This is a genomic window from Providencia sp. PROV003, from assembly GCF_045040775.1.
GTDB classification, from domain to species: domain Bacteria; phylum Pseudomonadota; class Gammaproteobacteria; order Enterobacterales; family Enterobacteriaceae; genus Providencia; species Providencia huashanensis.
In genome coordinates this window covers 3948362-3966080 of record NZ_CP096369.1, presented here as the reverse complement: position 1 = coordinate 3966080, position 17719 = coordinate 3948362, and the positions used below count along the sequence as shown (strand labels likewise).

Sequence of the window (17719 nt, the reverse complement as noted above, 5' to 3'; positions counted from 1 at the left end):
CTCAGCTTTGCCATTGATTGAGCTCTTTTTCCATTTCTTGATAAATAAATTGACGCTCATAGTTAAGTTCTTCATCATCGGATGATGAATACTGATTAAGTGCAAAAAACAGTAAAATAGCCGCAATTAAAGTAATTAATATACTAGATGTAAATTTTCCTCGGTTGGTTGCCTGTGGCGCAAGTACAAAAGCCCCACTAATAAATGCGCCAAGAACTGCACCGCCAATATGTGCCGCGTTATCAATCCCTGATTGCAAACCATTTACCAAAGTTAGACCTATCATGGCCATTATATTGTATAACGGGCGCTTTAACTGGTTTCGTTGTTCTATAGAAAGAGCAGGGTTATTGATGGCTTTTAAAAGGTAAATAACTGAGGCTGCGGCTAACCCCATAATGGCACCTGAAGCGCCAATACTAACAGTGATATAAACGGTATTATCGGGTAGATAAAGGCTGCTCCATGTATTTAATGAGGCTTGAGATGCCACTTCTTTTAATGCTTCTTGATATTGCCAATAAGCGCTGAAAAAGGCAGCTCCGATACCTGAAAATAGGTATATCGCGAGCATTCTAAATTTCCCATAGTTACGTTCGCATTCAATCCCAATAACAAACAAGGCCAACGTATTTAAAGCAAGGTGCATACCGCCTGAGTGCAATACCATACTGACTGGATAACGCCACCAATCCCCAGTTAATGAAAGTTGGTAAACATTGGCACCAAATAGCAATAAATTATTTTCTTGGGAATCGAGTGGGGCGGCATAATTGAGCTGATAAAAATAAACAACAATATTTAGCACCGCAATACAGAGCGTCAGGGCTATTGCCCATAGGGAAAATTTAGGTTTCTGCACAGTTGCTGCATTGAGGTCGCCAGTCATGTAAATATCCTATTAATCAGTCATGGACGTTATCTTAAATAAGTGATTTGTTTAGCGCAATTTATCATTATCTGAGAATACAGATTTTAGCTTTTTAGGGAATCGTAAAAACAAAAAAGGGGCCTAAGAGCCCCTTTCATACGCTTATTACGAATTAAAATGAAGTTCGTTTATAAGTGCGGTACTCCGGTTTCCAGAAATTACGTTCAATTGCTTCATCAAGTGCTTCATCCGAAGTTACGGTAGCAACACCTTGAATCTGTGCTTCTTTTGCAACTTGTTTAGCAATGATACGAGAAACGTGTTGGATATCAGAAAGCAAAGGTAATAACGCCCCTTTCCCTTCTTTTGCCAGAGGAGAACAGCTTGCTAACGCACGGCTGGCAGCCATTAACATACCATCAGTAACACGTTTAGCACCAGAGGCAATCACACCAAGGCCAATACCTGGGAAGATATAGGAGTTGTTACATTGTGCAATTGGGAACACTTGGTCTTTGTAAGACACTGGGCTAAATGGACTTCCTGTTGCGACTAAGGCCTTGCCATCCGTCCAATTGATAATATCTTCAGGGCGAGCTTCAACCCGCGAAGTTGGGTTCGATAATGGCATGACGATAGGGCGTTCACAGTGCTTATGCATCTCTTTAATGATTTCTTCTGTGAATAACCCAGCTTGGCCAGATACACCAATTAATATGGTTGGTTTGGCATTACGCACCACATCTAACAGTGAAATTGAATCACTGTTAACATCCCAATCAGTTAAATTTCCACTGTTTTGGGTTAATTTGGCTTGGAAGTCGAGTAAATTAGGCAGTTTATCGGTTAACAGACCAAAGCGGTCAACCATATATATGCGTGAACGAGCCTCTTCGTCACTCAGACCCTCAGATTTCATTTGGGCAATGATTTGCTCAGCAATACCACACCCGGCTGAACCGGCGCCTAAGAAAGTGACGCGTTGGTCGCTTAACTTACTACCAGCAGCATGGCTAGCTGCAATTAAGCTACCAAGTGCGACGGATGCAGTACCTTGAATATCATCATTAAAACAGCAGAGCTCATTACGGTAGCGGTTTAACAACGGCATTGCATTCTTCTGTGCAAAATCTTCAAATTGCAGCAATACATTTGGCCAGCGGCGTTTTACCGCTTGTACAAATTCTTCGAGGAATTCGTTGTATTCATCGCCAGTGATCCGTGGATGACGCCATCCCATATACAGGGGGTCATTCAGGCGTTGTGGATTATTGGTCCCCACATCAATAACGATTGGCAGGGTATAAGCTGGGCTGATCCCCCCACACGCAGTATATAAAGAGAGTTTACCAATTGGGATGCCCATTCCACCGATACCTTGGTCACCAAGACCTAAGATACGTTCACCATCGGTTACAACGATGACTTTTACGTTTTGTTTGGTGGCATTTTGTAGCATGTCGTCGATGTATTCACGGTTCGGATAAGAAATAAATAAACCGCGTGCACGACGATAAATATCAGAGAAATGCTCACAGGCTTCACCCACCGTAGGGGTATAGATGATTGGCATGACCTCTGTAAGGTGGGCATCAATAAGGCGATAAAATAAGGTTTCGTTGGTGTCTTGAATATTTCTTAAATAGATATGCTTATCAATATCTGATTTAAAATCAATTAATTGGCGGTAAGCACGCTCAACTTGTTCTTCGATGGTTTCAACTTGTTCAGGCAGTAATCCATGTAAGTTAAAACTTGCGCGTTCTTCTTCGGTGAACGCACTTCCTTTATTCAGTAAAGGAAACTCAAGCAAAATTGGGCCAGCGTAGGGTATATAGAGAGGGCGTTTTGTTTCGTATTCATGTTCCATGAAATATCACTCTTCGGACGATTAATCAACAAAGTCAGGGTAGATCCTAAGCTAAACAGCAAATATGTACAGTAAATAATGATAAAAAAGCGTTAAAAAATTTACTGAAAAATATTGTGCATATGATAAGGAGTTTAAGCGCGAAAGGGAATGAAAGCTGTCAATGGTGTACTCATTACGGTGGGTAGATCACGGTTAGGCAAGTATGAATGAATTCTTTTTATCTCAACGGTTTTTTAAACAATGGTTTAACTTCCTGATGGATAAATTCTCTTAATGTTTTTTTCACTGTTTTTAATGAGTTAGTGAGTGAAAAAATTAGTTTACTGTAAGCGAAATTATATTTTCAAACATCATATATTGCTGCAAGTTTTAAATTTATATAAGTTGAATTTTATTTTATATTTCATTTTTCACTAAGGAGTTTTATGAATTTAATTAATGGGGTGTTAAGAAATAAGCGTATTTATATATTACTTATTATGGCATTTCTAGGAGGAATGAATCACTCAAGAGCAGACTATAACCCAATAGAAACACTAAGGAATATTGACAACTATTTCTATGAAAACAAATATGGTTCATCAATTTTTGGTCGAGTTATAACAGATTATTTTTATTTGGTGATGAAAGAAAAAAACAAAACAATTAATAAAACATTGATAGACAAAATAAATTATGACCATGCATTAGAAATGCTTCAAGTATTGAAGCGAAAAGCGAGGAAACAGAGTACAGGTGAAAAAGTCTCTCATGATATGACCTATAAAGAAGCAGATGAAATACACTATCTGGTTATGTTACGTAATAAAATACCGGAAGAAGCTTGGGTTTTAGGTGTGGTATTTTCTGTATTAGATGAAAAAGAAAAAGAATTTTATTGGCAAAAAATTATGGCAGCTTCCGGAGACCGTGGCCAGGAATTATCGGTAATATACAGCTTAATGAAAGTGATGTTAGAAAAGGAAAAGAAGGCCACTAAAAAACAGAAAATCATTATTAATAAATGGTATGAACGTATGAGTAAAACATTATCTTTTGCTAAATCATAGTTTTCATTTAAATAAGTTTAAAAATTAAATGTTATATAAATGTTAAGATTTCAATTATTATGAAATTATATTTTGGTTTGATTCTACCGTTATTATTATTCTCTCATATTTCTTATGGGGAGAACCGCCCCGGTTTTGTTTGTGGACAGTTTAATAAGAATATTATCGAAGTTCCTAGTGAGTATGTTTTTCCATTTGCTGAATATGAAGGGTATAGCTATTTTGATCCAAGGTTTGTTGAAAACAAAAAAGGGTGTGAGGCTAATTTTAGAATTCTGCCAATGAGGATGTCATGGCCAGAAATGAAACCAATTGATTCAAATGAAAATATAAAAATAATTAGAGTATCTATTGAACCACTAGATGGAGATGTTAATGGCTATCTAGAGTATAAAAGATACTTATATCTTGATAGAGGAGAGGAGAAAATAAAAGGCGAGGTATTGTATGATGAAAAAATAAATCTTTACTTTAGCGATGTTGAATTAAAGAGGATGAAAAAAAATATTGATCCGGAATATTATAAAAACAGATACTATTGGGAGTTGAAAAATAATGATGTAAATACTTTATTTGAATGTATTTGGATTCCATTTAGACAGGAGTATAGTGACTGTGATGCTATTTTTTTAATTGAAAACATTGGTGTTAAAGTTAGGTTAAATATGATTTTTGATGATTTAATTATGTGGGAAGAAATAAAGAATGATATTGTTATATTTTTAAACCAGAAAATGATAAATAGGAAATGATAAATGAATAATGTAACTAGTAGAAAAGGGAATATGAAATTAAATTGGACTGATACGTCTAAGGCTTTAAAAATATTAATTTTAACTAAAAAACCAGAATTGATGTATGAATATTTAGAAAGCAAAGGGGATCGATATGCTCCGTTAGCTAATAGTGTGGTAAAAGGGGACTCTTTTTCAGGTGCTTTTGCGTTAAATTATTTAGAAGAAGTAACAATAGAAAATGGTAAAAAATTTAATGAGGATAAAGTTAACAATATACGATTCGATATGGCTTATGGTTATGTCAAAATTTTACGAGACAGATTCACTGAGGAAGGCATAGAAATAAAAGGTGATATAACCCATGAAGAAGCAATGAAATTTCATGAACGTGTTTTTAGTAAATATGGCTTACCTGCGGAATCCTGGACCTTACAACCTGTTTTTGATGTACTATCAAACGGAGAAATAAGGGAGGTGTATTGGCAAAAGGCATTGGATGCGGTAGGTAATACAGAAAAAGAAACTGAATTAAGTTTAAGAACTTTAAATATTATGTTTGAAAGTTTATATGATGCCCCTGCTAGTAAGCAACCTCAAATACACCGTTGGCTTAGAAGGGTTGTAGACATAGACAATGCTGTGGATGGAGTAACCATTAGTCTTAAAAAGACATATGGTTCCATTGTAACACCTACAATTAAAACTAATATAGATAATATTAATGCGCTAGTGTACGAAACAGGTAATCCATTAATCGATAGAGGAACTAATAGGTTTTCATTTTGGAATTTCCCATCTGGCGATAATAATCGACTTTCTGTACAAACAGATTGGCGTGGTCAAACGGAATTTACACATAAAAATCTATTGTCTGAATATTATTTAGAAAGACCTGACTATATATTACCAGAAACAGGCTTATTTAACTCACCATCAATTAATTACCAACCTAATATTAATCATTATGATCGTATGATTGATAATTTAAGAGACAATATGTCATCAATGAATTCATTCGATAGTTCTTTTAATAACTACTTCTCAGACAGAACAGCATCAAATATTCCCTCTCGATTTTCTAGCTATTCATCAAATTCATTTTTTAGTTAGTTACTGAATTAAAGTTTTATCAATTTATTAAAAACATATGAAACATAAAAAATGGTTATTGCCAATAATTAGCTTGTTGACAATAACCATACATGGAACATGAGAGAACATTAATCCAAATAAGCTAATTCAATATTTTGGCAACCTAGTGCCTGTAATGTATTTTCGGTCACACACCAATGTTTGATAATCGCATCTTGTTTTTCAACAAATTTAGCTTGGTCGATGGCATGAATATCTTTACCTGCAAGGTTAATCATAATTAAAGCGGCTTGCAGTGGCGGTAAACTTGGGTTGAATGCCGCATTCTCTGCGTAGCGGCCTGTAAACAGTGAGCCATCTTTCAACTGTAACGCAATACCTGAATGGGCCTTACTATAAGGTGCATGGGATTGGTTTGCAGCCTCAATTGCTGCACTTAATAACCGGTCACGGCTTTGGTTTTTATAACCATGGTCAACAGTGTCTAGCAGTAGTGTAGTAATATTGAGGTCAGAGGGCCCAAATGAGTCTGGTAAATAGTGGTGTAGTACCGCAGGTGTGCGGCCTGGTAAATTCACCATAATTTTGCCACCTTCACGCAATTCATTCATAAATTGGCGGCAGTGCCCACAAGGTGTGTAATTCACGGTAATTGAGGTAATTTGTGTTTCACCTTTCATCCATGAATGGGTTACAGCACATTGTTCTGCATGAATGACTTGCCCCATTGATACGTGGCTAAATTCCATATTGGCACCAAAGTACAAATTACCACTTGCACCGCAAGCGATTGCACCAACTTGAAAATGGGAGATAGGTGTGACGGCATAGGCTGCGGCAAAAGGTAACAATGCAAAAGCTAATTCCGAATCGTTAATACCACTTTGTGTTTTAATATTTTTAACTTGTTCTGCGGTTAACATCCCCGAAAAATCGGACTTATCGATGATAGGTCTAAGTACAGACTGTAACTTTTCTGGAAGCTCGGCCCAAGCGGCCTTAAATCTTGAATGCATGAGTTACCCTCCCTATTTAATTGTTTTCATTCTATTCAATAATACGTAGAACAATATGTGACTAAAGTCACTATTTTAAATGAAACATATGAAACAAATTCTTGAATTGAGAGAAGTATCTCATGTTTTAATGTGCGCTAGTGAGTAAGAGGCTGATTAATTCCTCTTACTCATATGATTAGTTATTTTCTTAGTGAGTTAAGCTTAGCTAAAAAGATGTAAAATGACAGGAAATATAAACGGAGCAATAAGTGAAGTGATCACACCACAGGTCATTAGTGCTAGTGAGCTATAAGCCCCTTCAATATAATTCACTTCAGCGCAACGTGCGGTGCCTAAGGCGTGAGAAGCGGTTCCCATTGCAAGGCCTCTAGACGCGTGGGTTCGAATACGCAGCACATCAAATAAGCTATGGCCGAACATGGCGCCTAAAATCCCAACAAACAACACACAAGCAGCACTAATGGCAGGGACCCCACCAACCGAATCAGCAACAGCCATCGCAATAGGGGTAGTGACCGACTTAGGTAAAATAGAACCTGCGATATCAGGGGTTGCACCTAACCAGAGTGCAATGGCTGCACCACTGAACATAGCCACTAAGCTACCAGCAAAACAAATGCTTAATAAGGATTTCCACTGAGCGCGGATCTGGTGCATTTGCTCATAAAGTGGAAAAGCAAGCGCGACGACTGCAGGTTGCAGTAAATCATTGAGTATTTTGCTACCTGCAAAATAGTGCTCATAGGATGTGTTAGTTAAAACTAATAGCGTAATAAGCACCGCTATTGTGACCAATAGTGGGTTTAAAATTGGTAATTTAAATTTTACTGACAGCTGGCGTGCTAAATAAAACACTACAATAGTCAGCGGCAATGACCACCAAATATGCGCTAGCATTAGTCCTCCCCCTTAGTTTTATCATTATTAATAACCGAAGAAATAGGTTCTTCAGGGGGTAACGGAACTTCATCTGGTTTAGCGCCAACGACAGGGCGTTCTTTATGGATATAGTTTGAACTGATAGCAACAACGACCATGACGATTAAGGTACTGACCACACAAGAAACGATGATAGGAACCATTTGTTGACTGATTAATTCATAGTAATTCATTATGCCAACACCAATAGGAACAAACAGAATGGTCATATTTTTCAATAAAATACTGCAACCGGGTTGGGCCCAGTGAGCTGGAATTATTTGTAATGCAAGCAATACAAATAAGATTAACATACCGACAATGCTGCCGGGAATGGAAAAGGGAAGTAGTGCGGAAATAAGGTTTCCGATAATCAGGCAGAGGTAAAGTATTGCAAAAGCGCGCAAATATTGCCACCCCGTTATCAGTACCTGCTTAAATGACATGAGACTGGTCCTGTTATGTAATATCTATTCATCATACAATTAACTTTATAATTGTGCTACCGATCACAATAAAAAGGCAATAAAAAAGTGGGGAGTTTTTAGCTCCCCACTTATAACAAATAACTGGATTACTGCATATGCTCGTTATTTAACTTGCATACCTGGCTGTGCTCCGTTATCAGGGCTGAGCAGATAAATATCTTTTCCACCAGGGCCTGCTGCCATTACCATACCCTCTGAAATACCAAAGCGCATTTTACGTGGCGCAAGGTTTGCAACCATCACGGTTAAACGGCCTTCTAATACTTTTGGATCTGGATAAGCAGAGCGAATACCAGAGAATACTTGGCGAGTTTCACCACCAATATCTAGTTGTAATTTCAAAAGTTTATCAGAGCCTTCAACAAAATCAGCATGTTTGATTAACGCGATACGTAGGTCTATTTTAGCGAAATCATCAAAAGTGATAGTGTCTTGGACAGGATCGTCAGCCAAAGGCCCAGTAACTTGCTGGATAGGTTTGATGCTCTCTTTTGAGGCTTCAACCATCGCATCTACTTTTGCCATTTCAATACGGTTAAATAGCGCTTTGAACGGTGCAACGCTGTGGTTCAATAATGGGGTGTTAATCGCATCCCATGCAAGTTCCGTATTTAAGAATGCTTCCGCACGTTTAGTCAGGCCTGGTAAAACGGGTTTCAGGTAAGTCATGAGAATTCGGAACAAGTTAATACCCATAGAGCAAATATCTTGCAGCTCTTGGTCTTTACCTTCTTGTTTCGCGACCACCCAAGGGGCTTTCTCATCTACGTAACGGTTAGCGATATCGGCTAGAGCCATAATTTCACGGATAGCTTTATTGTATTCGCGGTTGTTATAGTCCTCACCAATGATTTTTGCAGCATCGACAAACTGTTGGTATAGCTCAGGTTCAGCTAAGTTTGCTGATAATTTGCCATCAAAGCGTTTAGCGATAAAACCTGCATTACGGGAGGCTAGGTTAACCACTTTATTGACGATATCACTGTTCACTCGTTGTACGAAGTCTTCTAAATTCAAATCGATATCATCAATACGTGAAGATAGCTTCGCTGCATAGTAATAGCGTAAGCAATCAGCATCTAAATGATCTAAATATGAACGAGCAGTAATAAAAGTACCGCGCGATTTAGACATTTTTGCACCGTTTACCGTGACATAGCCATGAACAAATAAATTTGTCGGTTTACGGAAATTGCTGCCTTCTAGCATGGCTGGCCAAAATAGGCTATGGAAATAGACGATGTCTTTACCAATAAAATGGTAAAGATCAGTTTTTGAGTCCTTATTCCAAAATTCATCGAAATCGAGATCACCGCGTTTATCACAGAGGTTTTTAAATGAGCCCATATAGCCGATAGGAGCGTCAAGCCAGACATAGAAATATTTCCCCGGCGCATCAGGAATTTCAAAACCGAAATAAGGCGCATCACGGGTGATATCCCATTGTTGTAGGCCTGATTCGAACCATTCTTGCATTTTGTTTGCGACTTGTTCTTGTAATGCGCCTGAGCGAGTCCACGCTTGAAGCATGTCGCTAAATGCAGGAAGATCAAAGAAAAAGTGTTCGGAATCACGCATTACAGGTGTAGCACCAGAAATCACCGAACGTGGATTAATTAATTCCGTTGGGCTATAGGTTGCGCTACACACTTCGCAGTTGTCACCGTATTGGTCTTCAGCTTTACATTTTGGGCAAGTGCCTTTAACGAAGCGATCAGGTAAAAACATGCCTTTTTCTGGGTCGAAAAGCTGTGAAATGGTTCGGTTTTTAATAAAACCGTTATTTTTCAGCTTCCCATAAATCAGTTCTGATAATGTTTTATTTTCTGCACTATGTGTTGAGTGGTAATTATCATAGCTAATGGCAAAACCAGCAAAATCGTCCTGATGCTCTTGGCTCACTGCTGCAATCATTTCTTCGGGAGTAATACCGAGTTGCTGCGCTTTAAGCATGATTGGCGTACCGTGCGCGTCATCGGCACAGATAAAGTGAACCTCTTTGCCGCGCATTCGCTGATAACGGACCCAAATATCAGCCTGAATATGTTCCAGGATATGACCAAGATGGATTGAACCGTTAGCATAGGGTAACGCACAGGTTACCAGTGATTTATTCGCGACTTGAGACATAGTAACTTTCTTACTTCCATTATTTGAAAAGGGTCTTTGATGTTAACCGATCAAAACCATCGCTGCTAGGGGTATAAAATATTAATTGGAAATTTGTTTAAAAAAGAAATTGTTATCTGAGACACCATAAAACTTTGTCATTCAGTTCACTTTAGGGGGGGAGATTAACTCTTCGTGGCTTTTCCTGAGCTTAGCTTCACTATTTTTTGTGTTCTCTGTTATGATTAATCTTAGTCAAAGTATATTCAGCGGATCTTCGGTAGTTTACTGAGTTTGATAAACCTAGAGACGCTATTTAGGATATACATAGTTCAAAAATATAAATAAAGGAGCCGGGATGAACGATAAATCCCCCGAGCAAAACAAACCAGAACTGTTGACTGAACAAGTCTCCAAGGTTTTGGCTTCATTTACACACCCAACGCTGCAACGTAATTTGATTGCTATTAAAGCATTACACCACTGCGCAATGTTGGACAATGTGCTGCATGTCGAGTTAGTGATGCCTTTCGTTTGGAAAGGGCCGTTTCAAGCATTAATTAGCGAAAAAACAGCAGAATTAAAACAACAAACCGGCGCACACGCAGTTGAATGGAAACTTCGTCATGATATTACGACGTTAAAACGAGCAAATGATTTGCCCGGTATTAATGGTGTTCGTAATATCTTAGCGGTGAGTTCAGGTAAAGGTGGTGTTGGTAAATCAAGTACCTCGGTAAACTTAGCATTAGCTTTGGCGCAAGAAGGGGCTAAAGTCGGTATTCTTGATGCGGATATCTATGGCCCATCAATTCCGAATATGTTAGGGACCACACTAGAGCGCCCTACATCTCCTGATGGTCAGCACATGGCACCGATAATGGCTTATGGTCTAGCAACGAATTCAATCGGTTATTTAGTTACTGACGATAATGCGATGGTTTGGCGTGGCCCAATGGCAAGCAAAGCATTAATGCAAATGCTCCAAGATACACTATGGCCAGATTTAGACTATTTAGTTATCGATATGCCACCAGGAACGGGTGATATTCAACTCACACTGTCACAAAATATCCCAGTAACCGGTGCAGTGGTTGTTACTACCCCACAAGATATCGCATTAGTTGATGCCATGAAAGGTATCGTGATGTTTAAGAAAGTGAATGTCCCTGTACTGGGAGTGGTCGAAAATATGAGTGCACATATTTGTAGTAATTGTGGCCATGTTGAACCAATTTTTGGTACTGGTGGCGCAGAGAAATTAGCAGAAAAATACCATACTAAGTTATTAGGGCAGGTTCCACTGCATATCTCTCTACGTGAAGACTTAGACCGCGGGCAACCGACAGTTATGCGTGACCCTGAAGGTGAGTTTGCGGATATTTACCGTGAAATTGCGTCAGGTATTTCTGCACTTATGTATTGGGAAGGGGATAAAATCCCAACGGAAATTTCTTTCCGTGCGGTTTAAGTTATCGCAAAGTAGAAACCATTATTGAGCGCTAAAAGTAAACTAGCTTAATAAGTGAAATAGGGGGGAAGCGCGGCTTTTCCCCTTTTTTATTAGCAAATGTTCTGAGTTGTATTTTTCTTTTTGTTTTTTATATCTCTTATAACGGAAAAATGTTTACCTAAACTTTCTATTTTTCTGATTTATATGCTTAGCGTTTCTTTATTGCTTAATGTTCGCGTAGAATAGCAGCATATCTTGTTTAATCAGTTGTCTTCCTGCGGGTAAGCCCTAAAAGGTGATTATGAAATTTTTAATTTTTATTGTTGTTATAGCGATTATTATTTTTTACTTTTATAACCGCATTGTGGCATTGCGTGAAGCGGTTATTTCTAGTGAAACTGAAATTTCAGTTCAATTAGATCGCCGTGGAAAAGTATTTGATAGTTTGCTTGCAACGGTTAAAAAATATTTAAGCCATGAAACCGAAGTTTTCAGTAAAATTACTGAACTACGAACCCAAGCACAAAATGCAACAGGGGATAAAGCACGAGAAGCGGAAGATGCGCTGTCTAAAATGGTGACTAGTGGCGCTATCAATGTTGCGGTTGAAGCTTATCCAGAGTTAAAGTCAGATGCGATTATGGCCAATTTGCAAGAGGAAATTGTTTCTTCTGAGAATAAACTTTCTTTTGCCAAACGTGGTTATAACCGTTCATTAGAAACGTATAACGCTTATATAGCCTCAATGCCAGCTGCACTGATTGTTGGTATTATTCCGAGCTTAAAAATATCTAAGGAATACTGGCGTCTTGATGAAGAAACGATTAAATCTGAAGAATCACGTCGTATTAACTTCGATTAAATATCGTTTTAATTCATAATATTGAAAAATCATTGGGGTGCTGAGGTTCCTTCTCGACAGCATTCCAATGTTTTGTATTATTGTAGAGAACAGGTCATTTTATGGATTTTAGAAACGTCATACGCAAAAATAATATTCGTACTCGTTTAGTTGTGATGAGTTACATTTTGCTAATGTTATTCATTGGTTTACTGGCGGATATTGCAACGCACCCAAATGAACAGCTAGATTTGTTTGATAATGCGATGGAGTTTGTGACGTTTCAAGAGTGGCCTATAGCGACATTTATTGTTCTAGGTTTGACATTTCTTGGGTTGATTTATATTCATTTCAGAGGACATAAAATGATGCTAGCGGGAATGAACGCTAGGGAAATCACTCAGGAAAATGCAAAAAGTTCTGAAGAAAAACAACTGTTCAATATTATCGAAGAGCTTAGTTTGAGCGCTAGTTTAGGTTATATTCCACGTTTATATATTTTAGATACTGACGAGCCGAATGCTTTTGCTGCGGGGTGGAACAAACGTAATGCCCTTGTGGGAGTGACCCGAGGTTTGCTTCAAAGCCTTAATCGACAGGAGGTTCAGGCCGTTTTAGCTCATGAAGTGGGGCATATTATCCATGGGGACTCAAAATTAACCTTGTATGTGGGTATTTTAGCAAATGTTATTTTGACGGTGACTAATTTATTTAGCCAAATCTTTATTCGCACGGCTGGGCGAAGCAGAAATAATGCCGCTAATAAGGCTCAAGTTATTTTACTAGTCCTTAATTTCGTTTTACCGTGGATAACACAAATTCTTTATTTTTACTTATCTCGCACACGTGAATATATGGCAGATGCAGCCGCAGTCGATCTGACATCTGATAACCAAGCCATGATCAGTGCGTTGAAAAAAATATCTGGGAAGCATGAAACCCATGAGTACGATGAGCGAAGTACTGGTCAGGCTTATCGAAAAGCGGCTTATATTTTTAATAAGGGAGATTCAGTTTTTTCTACACACCCATCTATTGAAAACCGCATTGCTGTCTTGGAAGGTAAAAAGCAATTTTAATAGTAAAATAAATACAGCGAGTATTGATTAGCGGCTTTTCTTCAAATATTGGCGTTTTTTTAGCAAACTTTGCCGAGGGATGCTGGAACAACACGTCATTACCCCCTATAATTCCGCCAACATAACATTTCTATGTTATGTATTTTCATTTCTAAAATATTTAACCAGGTTATCATTTTATGACTGACATAGCGCATCACTGTACCATTGTAGGTATATCGGGAGCCTCTGCATCTGGCAAAAGCTTAATTGCAAGCACTCTATATCGAGAACTTAGGGAAAAGGTCGGTGATCATAATATAGGTGTTATTCCAGAGGACTGTTATTATAAAGACCAAGCAGATATTCCAATGGAAGAACGGCTTAAAGTAAACTATGACCATCCTAATTCAATGGATCACAGCTTGCTTTATGAGCATCTTAAATCACTGAAAAGTGGTCAAGCAGTAGAAATTCCTCAATACGACTATGTCGCTCATACTCGCAAACAAAAAACCATTACGTTTAAACCTAAAAAAGTCATTATCATTGAAGGCATTTTATTGTTAACTGATAAACGCTTACGTGGTGAGATGGACTTTTCTATTTTTGTTGATACTCCACTCGATATTTGCTTGATGCGCCGCATTAAACGTGATGTAAATGAAAGGGGCAGAACACTTGATTCTGTCATCGAACAATATAATAAAACTGTGCGCCCAATGTTTTTGCAGTTTATTGAACCGTCTAAGCAATATGCTGATATTATTGTACCTCGCGGTGGTAAAAACCGGGTTGCGATAGATGTCTTGAAAGCAAAAATTGGTGAATTCTGTCAAGATTAACAAATTAGCGCAGAGACTAAAATAATGAAGGGGGAAACAACCATGCGTCTATGTGACCGCGATATTATTCAATGGATGGATGATGGTAAATTAGTCATTAGCCCACGCCCACCCGTTGAACGGATTAATGGTGCAACCGCTGATGTTCGACTGGGTAATCAATTCCGTGTTTTTCGTGGGCATACCGCTGCATTTATTGACCTGAGCGGTCCCAAAAATGAGGTTAATGCCGCGTTGGATCGTGTAATGAGCGATGAAATCGTGCTAGGTGAAGATGAACCATTTTTCCTACATCCAGGGGAATTAGCACTTGCAGTGACGCTTGAGTCTGTTACGCTCCCTGACAATCTTGTTGGTTGGTTAGATGGTCGTTCTTCACTAGCAAGGCTGGGTTTGATGGTGCACGTAACAGCACATCGAATCGATCCCGGCTGGCATGGGCAAATCGTGTTAGAGTTTTATAATTCTGGGAAATTGCCTTTAGCGTTACGTCCGGGTATGGTGATCGGTGCTTTAAGTTTTGAGCCATTATCTGGTAGTGCAGACCGCCCATATAATAGCCGTCAAGATGCTAAATATAAAAACCAACAAGGTGCAGTAGGTAGCCGGATTAGCGAAGACTAAGCACTGTAATTTTGCGGAACTTGTTGTTCTTGAAGGATATGAGAAGCAATTTCCGCCCATTTTCAGGGATAGCCGTGGTGTAAGTTCGCTTTATGATGGGCGCTGGTGGGTTTTAAGAGAGGGAAGCATGAAACGTTTTTTAACGACATTGATTATTTTACTTGTGGTCATTGTTGCGGGTTTGACAACACTTGTGATGCTAGTAAACCCCAACGATTTCCGTCATTACATTGTGGAACAAGTAGATAAAAAAAGTGGATATCAGCTTGAATTCAATGGGGATATGCGTTGGCATGTTTGGCCTACACTCAGTATCATTACGGGGCCGATATCTCTCACTGCTCCTAATGCGACAACTCCTGTTCTTAGTGCGGAAAACATGCGCCTAGATGTTGAATTATGGCCGCTTATTTCTCATAAGCTCTCCGTTGAGCAAATTGTGATTGATGGTGCGGTCATTCGCAAAACACCAGAAAGCGAACCCAAAATTCACACCAATGCCCCAGTAGCCCCTGGCGGAACAGCGCCGTCATCCTCTCCAACAGAAAAAACTAATTGGTTATTAGATATAGAAAAAATCAATATATCCAATAGCTTAGTTATCTGGCAAACTGCTAAAGATGAATTTAATTTACGAAATATAAATTTATCATTGAAAAAAAGTGATAAAAAACAAATCGCAGCCAAATTCAGTGGTAACTTGAATAAAAACCAGCAAGAACTTATTTTTGATACACGGGCTGATATAGATTTATCTAATATTAATCAAAAGATTAGTGGGAAGTTGACACAATTTGACTATAAATTAAGTGGTGTTGATTTACCCGAAAACGGTATAGAAGGGCAGATTACCAGCGATTTCCTGTATTCAAAAGGGAAAATAGAAAATGCAAGTTTGAGTAATTTGTTGATCAAAGCCAATGAGAGTAGCTTAACGGGCAATATCAGTATCCAATTAACAGATATCCCAAAAGTGGCGATTGAGTTAGTTTCAGATAAATTAGATTTAGATAACTTACTTGGTACAGCAGCGGCTGATTCTAATTCAACGGCTGAGACAAATAATAACCGTGTCGGTGTTAAACCTGTGATATCAGGTTCAAATACTCAACAGTATGATTTATCTGGTTTACAGTCTTTTACCGCAGATATTAATTTAGCTATTAATCATTTAGTTTATCGTGGAATGACAGTAACTGATGTGGTTTTTGAGGCACAAAACCAAGCTCCACGTTTTAGCGTTGCTAAACTGCAAGGGAAAGCGTTTGGTGGGGATTTCTCATTGCCCGTCACCTTGAATTACCGCTCAACTCCTGCTTATGTTTCAGCTAAGCCAAAATTTAACCATATCGATTTAACACCATTACTAAAAGCATTTAATATGCCGCAGAAAATAAGCGGTATTATTTCGTTAAATGCAACCTTATCGGGTATTGGGTATGATGATTATGCGGTAAAAAACCAATGGCAGGGGCCGGTTAGCTTTGAATTGAGAAGTGCCAAATTACAAGGCTTGAATATCCCACAACTAATTCAGCAGTCGGTTTCTCGTGTTACGAATAAAATAAATGCTCCCGTTAATACTGGTAATTATACGGAAGTAGATTTATTCAAGGTAGCTGGTATTTTGAATAAAGGTAATTTAAATATATCCTCCATGCAAGCGACCTCTGCCTTGGTTAATATTAATGGTCAAGGGAATATGAATATCCCTAATGAAACTATAGATGTTAATTTAGGTGTGAATATCGCCAATGGTTGGGGAGGGGATTCACGCTTGGTTAAACAGCTACAAGAGATGACAATTCCTCTGCGGATATACGGTAGCTGGTATAGTTTACAGTACCAGCTAGATGTGGAAAAACTCTTGCGAAATGAATTACGAACTCAAGCTAAAGAAGCCATTGGTAATTTCTTAAAAAAAGAAGAAAATAAAGGGCTTAATGATTTATTAAACGCGCTTTAACTTAAAAAAACGCCCTTTATTGGGCGTTTTTTATAAGTGCAAATGGACATTAATAGTAGCCATTTCCATTTTTATAATCTTCTTGCCTTTGTTTTGTGTTTTCAAAGGTATTGTTAGTCTGCTTAACTGAACTATCCCTAGATAAATAGTTATTTCTTCCTTCACTTTTTATAAATTTCCCAGCTGTATTATTTAATTTATCTTCTAATTTGCTAAGCGTTTTTTCTTTATTACTATTGTGCTGATAAGTTGAACGCCCTAATTTATTCTTATAGTGTTGAATATTATCTTTTAAGTTTAATAATATGTTATTAAACTTATTCATTGTATCTTTAGGTAGGGTAATTTTACACCTTCGACCATCTGAGGTGCCTATTTTTTTTATTTGTTTAGAAATTAAATCTAAGCTTTTAGATATGTGATTTCTTAAATCCTTGATATCTTGCTTATGGATTGTTTTCTCTGATGTAATCAGTAATTCTTTTTTGGTTAAGGCATCAATAGATTTATTTTCTGAGAGTTTACTCGTGGTCTCTTGACTAGATAACTCTTTCATTTGGCTGTTTTCTAAAAAGCGGACTTTCTTTTTAGAAGCCATAGGATATTGTTCAGTATTATTTTGAAGTCGATTCGCGGTAACAGCAACCTTTCCTGATGATTTATTTGTAGTTTGATTAATCTTCTGTGTTTGCAACGTATTTATATTTGGAGACTGAGTTTTTATATGCATAGTGTGACCTTTATTAAAGATTAGGTGTATTCAATGCTATAAATTA

The 17719-nt window shown here is 38.0% G+C and carries 16 protein-coding genes; 9 read left to right on the top strand and 7 right to left on the bottom strand.

The annotated features are described in order from the left end of the window. Position 1 precedes the first annotated feature (1 nt). Positions 2-889, bottom strand: a complete 888-nt coding sequence (locus M1F14_RS18190) for a rhomboid family intramembrane serine protease (RefSeq protein ID WP_042846572.1) — start codon at positions 887-889, stop codon at positions 2-4. A 154-nt stretch (positions 890-1043) separates the two neighbouring features. Beyond that, positions 1044-2741, bottom strand: coding sequence for an NAD-dependent malic enzyme (locus M1F14_RS18185; RefSeq protein WP_048606512.1), 1698 nt, complete (start codon positions 2739-2741; stop codon positions 1044-1046). A gap of 428 nt (positions 2742-3169) precedes the next feature. Between M1F14_RS18185 and M1F14_RS18180 the strand changes: the two genes are divergently transcribed. From M1F14_RS18180 to M1F14_RS18170, 3 genes are read left to right on the top strand one after another with little or no spacing between them, the layout of a single operon-like run. Beyond that, positions 3170-3793, top strand: a complete 624-nt coding sequence (locus M1F14_RS18180) for a hypothetical protein (RefSeq protein ID WP_042846570.1) — start codon at positions 3170-3172, stop codon at positions 3791-3793. 59 nt (positions 3794-3852) lie between these two features. Further along, positions 3853-4545 (top strand): hypothetical protein, encoded by a 693-nt coding sequence (locus tag M1F14_RS18175; RefSeq protein ID WP_048606514.1) that lies wholly within the window; start codon positions 3853-3855, stop codon positions 4543-4545. A 3-nt stretch (positions 4546-4548) separates the two neighbouring features. After that, positions 4549-5640: a serine protease gene (locus tag M1F14_RS18170; RefSeq protein WP_071547868.1), complete on the top strand. Its 1092-nt coding sequence runs from the start codon at positions 4549-4551 to the stop codon at positions 5638-5640. 110 nt (positions 5641-5750) lie between these two features. On the opposite strand, the gene cdd is transcribed toward M1F14_RS18170, so the two are convergent. The 4 genes from cdd to metG form a co-directional block, all read right to left on the bottom strand. Continuing rightward, on the bottom strand, positions 5751-6638 hold the full coding sequence (cdd, locus tag M1F14_RS18165) for a cytidine deaminase (protein WP_129466752.1): 888 nt from the start codon (positions 6636-6638) through the stop codon (positions 5751-5753). 204 nt (positions 6639-6842) lie between these two features. After that, a complete protein-coding gene (locus M1F14_RS18160; protein ID WP_042846566.1) occupies positions 6843-7538 on the bottom strand; it encodes a CidB/LrgB family autolysis modulator in 696 nt (231 codons plus the stop codon). Continuing rightward, on the bottom strand, positions 7538-8005 hold the full coding sequence (locus M1F14_RS18155; RefSeq protein WP_042846565.1) for a CidA/LrgA family protein: 468 nt from the start codon (positions 8003-8005) through the stop codon (positions 7538-7540). Before M1F14_RS18155 ends, M1F14_RS18160 begins: the two co-directional genes overlap by 1 nt. A gap of 144 nt (positions 8006-8149) precedes the next feature. Beyond that, positions 8150-10177 carry a methionine--tRNA ligase gene (metG, locus tag M1F14_RS18150; protein ID WP_042846564.1) on the bottom strand — a complete coding sequence of 676 codons (2028 nt, stop codon included), beginning with the start codon at positions 10175-10177 and terminating at the stop codon, positions 8150-8152. A gap of 337 nt (positions 10178-10514) precedes the next feature. Between metG and apbC the strand changes: the two genes are divergently transcribed. From apbC to asmA, 6 genes are all read left to right on the top strand, one after another. Continuing rightward, the gene (gene apbC, locus M1F14_RS18145) at positions 10515-11627 is read left to right on the top strand and encodes an iron-sulfur cluster carrier protein ApbC (protein WP_042846563.1); all 1113 of its coding nucleotides are present in this window, start codon (positions 10515-10517) and stop codon (positions 11625-11627) included. A gap of 283 nt (positions 11628-11910) precedes the next feature. Beyond that, positions 11911-12471 (top strand): LemA family protein, encoded by a 561-nt coding sequence (locus M1F14_RS18140; RefSeq protein WP_042846562.1) that lies wholly within the window; start codon positions 11911-11913, stop codon positions 12469-12471. 101 nt (positions 12472-12572) lie between these two features. Further along, positions 12573-13529 (top strand): zinc metalloprotease HtpX, encoded by a 957-nt coding sequence (gene htpX / locus M1F14_RS18135; protein ID WP_181469150.1) that lies wholly within the window; start codon positions 12573-12575, stop codon positions 13527-13529. Between the two features lie 179 nt (positions 13530-13708). Continuing rightward, positions 13709-14353, top strand: coding sequence for a uridine kinase (gene udk, locus M1F14_RS18130; RefSeq protein ID WP_042846559.1), 645 nt, complete (start codon positions 13709-13711; stop codon positions 14351-14353). A gap of 42 nt (positions 14354-14395) precedes the next feature. Continuing rightward, positions 14396-14977 carry a dCTP deaminase gene (gene dcd, locus M1F14_RS18125; RefSeq protein ID WP_042846558.1) on the top strand — a complete coding sequence of 194 codons (582 nt, stop codon included), beginning with the start codon at positions 14396-14398 and terminating at the stop codon, positions 14975-14977. Between the two features lie 127 nt (positions 14978-15104). After that, entirely contained in the window at positions 15105-16943 is a 1839-nt protein-coding gene (asmA, locus tag M1F14_RS18120; protein ID WP_048606515.1) for an outer membrane assembly protein AsmA, read from the top strand. A gap of 49 nt (positions 16944-16992) precedes the next feature. On the opposite strand, the gene M1F14_RS18115 is transcribed toward asmA, so the two are convergent. Next, positions 16993-17673 carry a hypothetical protein gene (locus M1F14_RS18115; protein WP_181469151.1) on the bottom strand — a complete coding sequence of 227 codons (681 nt, stop codon included), beginning with the start codon at positions 17671-17673 and terminating at the stop codon, positions 16993-16995. Positions 17674-17719 lie beyond the last annotated feature (46 nt).

Bases quoted from the DNA above. Each gene is read 5' to 3' on its own strand.
- M1F14_RS18140 (WP_042846562.1), top strand. From the start codon at position 11,911: ATGAAATTTTTAATTTTTATTGTTGTTATAGCGATTATTATTTTTTAC.
- M1F14_RS18160 (WP_042846566.1), bottom strand. From the start codon at position 7,538: ATGCTAGCGCATATTTGGTGGTCATTGCCGCTGACTATTGTAGTGTTT.
- M1F14_RS18155 (WP_042846565.1), bottom strand. From the start codon at position 8,005: ATGTCATTTAAGCAGGTACTGATAACGGGGTGGCAATATTTGCGCGCT.
- apbC (WP_042846563.1), top strand. From the start codon at position 10,515: ATGAACGATAAATCCCCCGAGCAAAACAAACCAGAACTGTTGACTGAA.
- metG (WP_042846564.1), bottom strand. From the start codon at position 10,177: ATGTCTCAAGTCGCGAATAAATCACTGGTAACCTGTGCGTTACCCTAT.
- M1F14_RS18185 (WP_048606512.1), bottom strand. From the start codon at position 2,741: ATGGAACATGAATACGAAACAAAACGCCCTCTCTATATACCCTACGCT.
- udk (WP_042846559.1), top strand. From the start codon at position 13,709: ATGACTGACATAGCGCATCACTGTACCATTGTAGGTATATCGGGAGCC.
- htpX (WP_181469150.1), top strand. From the start codon at position 12,573: ATGGATTTTAGAAACGTCATACGCAAAAATAATATTCGTACTCGTTTA.
- M1F14_RS18190 (WP_042846572.1), bottom strand. From the start codon at position 889: ATGACTGGCGACCTCAATGCAGCAACTGTGCAGAAACCTAAATTTTCC.
- dcd (WP_042846558.1), top strand. From the start codon at position 14,396: ATGCGTCTATGTGACCGCGATATTATTCAATGGATGGATGATGGTAAA.
- cdd (WP_129466752.1), bottom strand. From the start codon at position 6,638: ATGCATTCAAGATTTAAGGCCGCTTGGGCCGAGCTTCCAGAAAAGTTA.
- M1F14_RS18115 (WP_181469151.1), bottom strand. From the start codon at position 17,673: ATGCATATAAAAACTCAGTCTCCAAATATAAATACGTTGCAAACACAG.
- M1F14_RS18175 (WP_048606514.1), top strand. From the start codon at position 3,853: ATGAAATTATATTTTGGTTTGATTCTACCGTTATTATTATTCTCTCAT.
- asmA (WP_048606515.1), top strand. From the start codon at position 15,105: ATGAAACGTTTTTTAACGACATTGATTATTTTACTTGTGGTCATTGTT.
- M1F14_RS18180 (WP_042846570.1), top strand. From the start codon at position 3,170: ATGAATTTAATTAATGGGGTGTTAAGAAATAAGCGTATTTATATATTA.
- M1F14_RS18170 (WP_071547868.1), top strand. From the start codon at position 4,549: ATGAATAATGTAACTAGTAGAAAAGGGAATATGAAATTAAATTGGACT.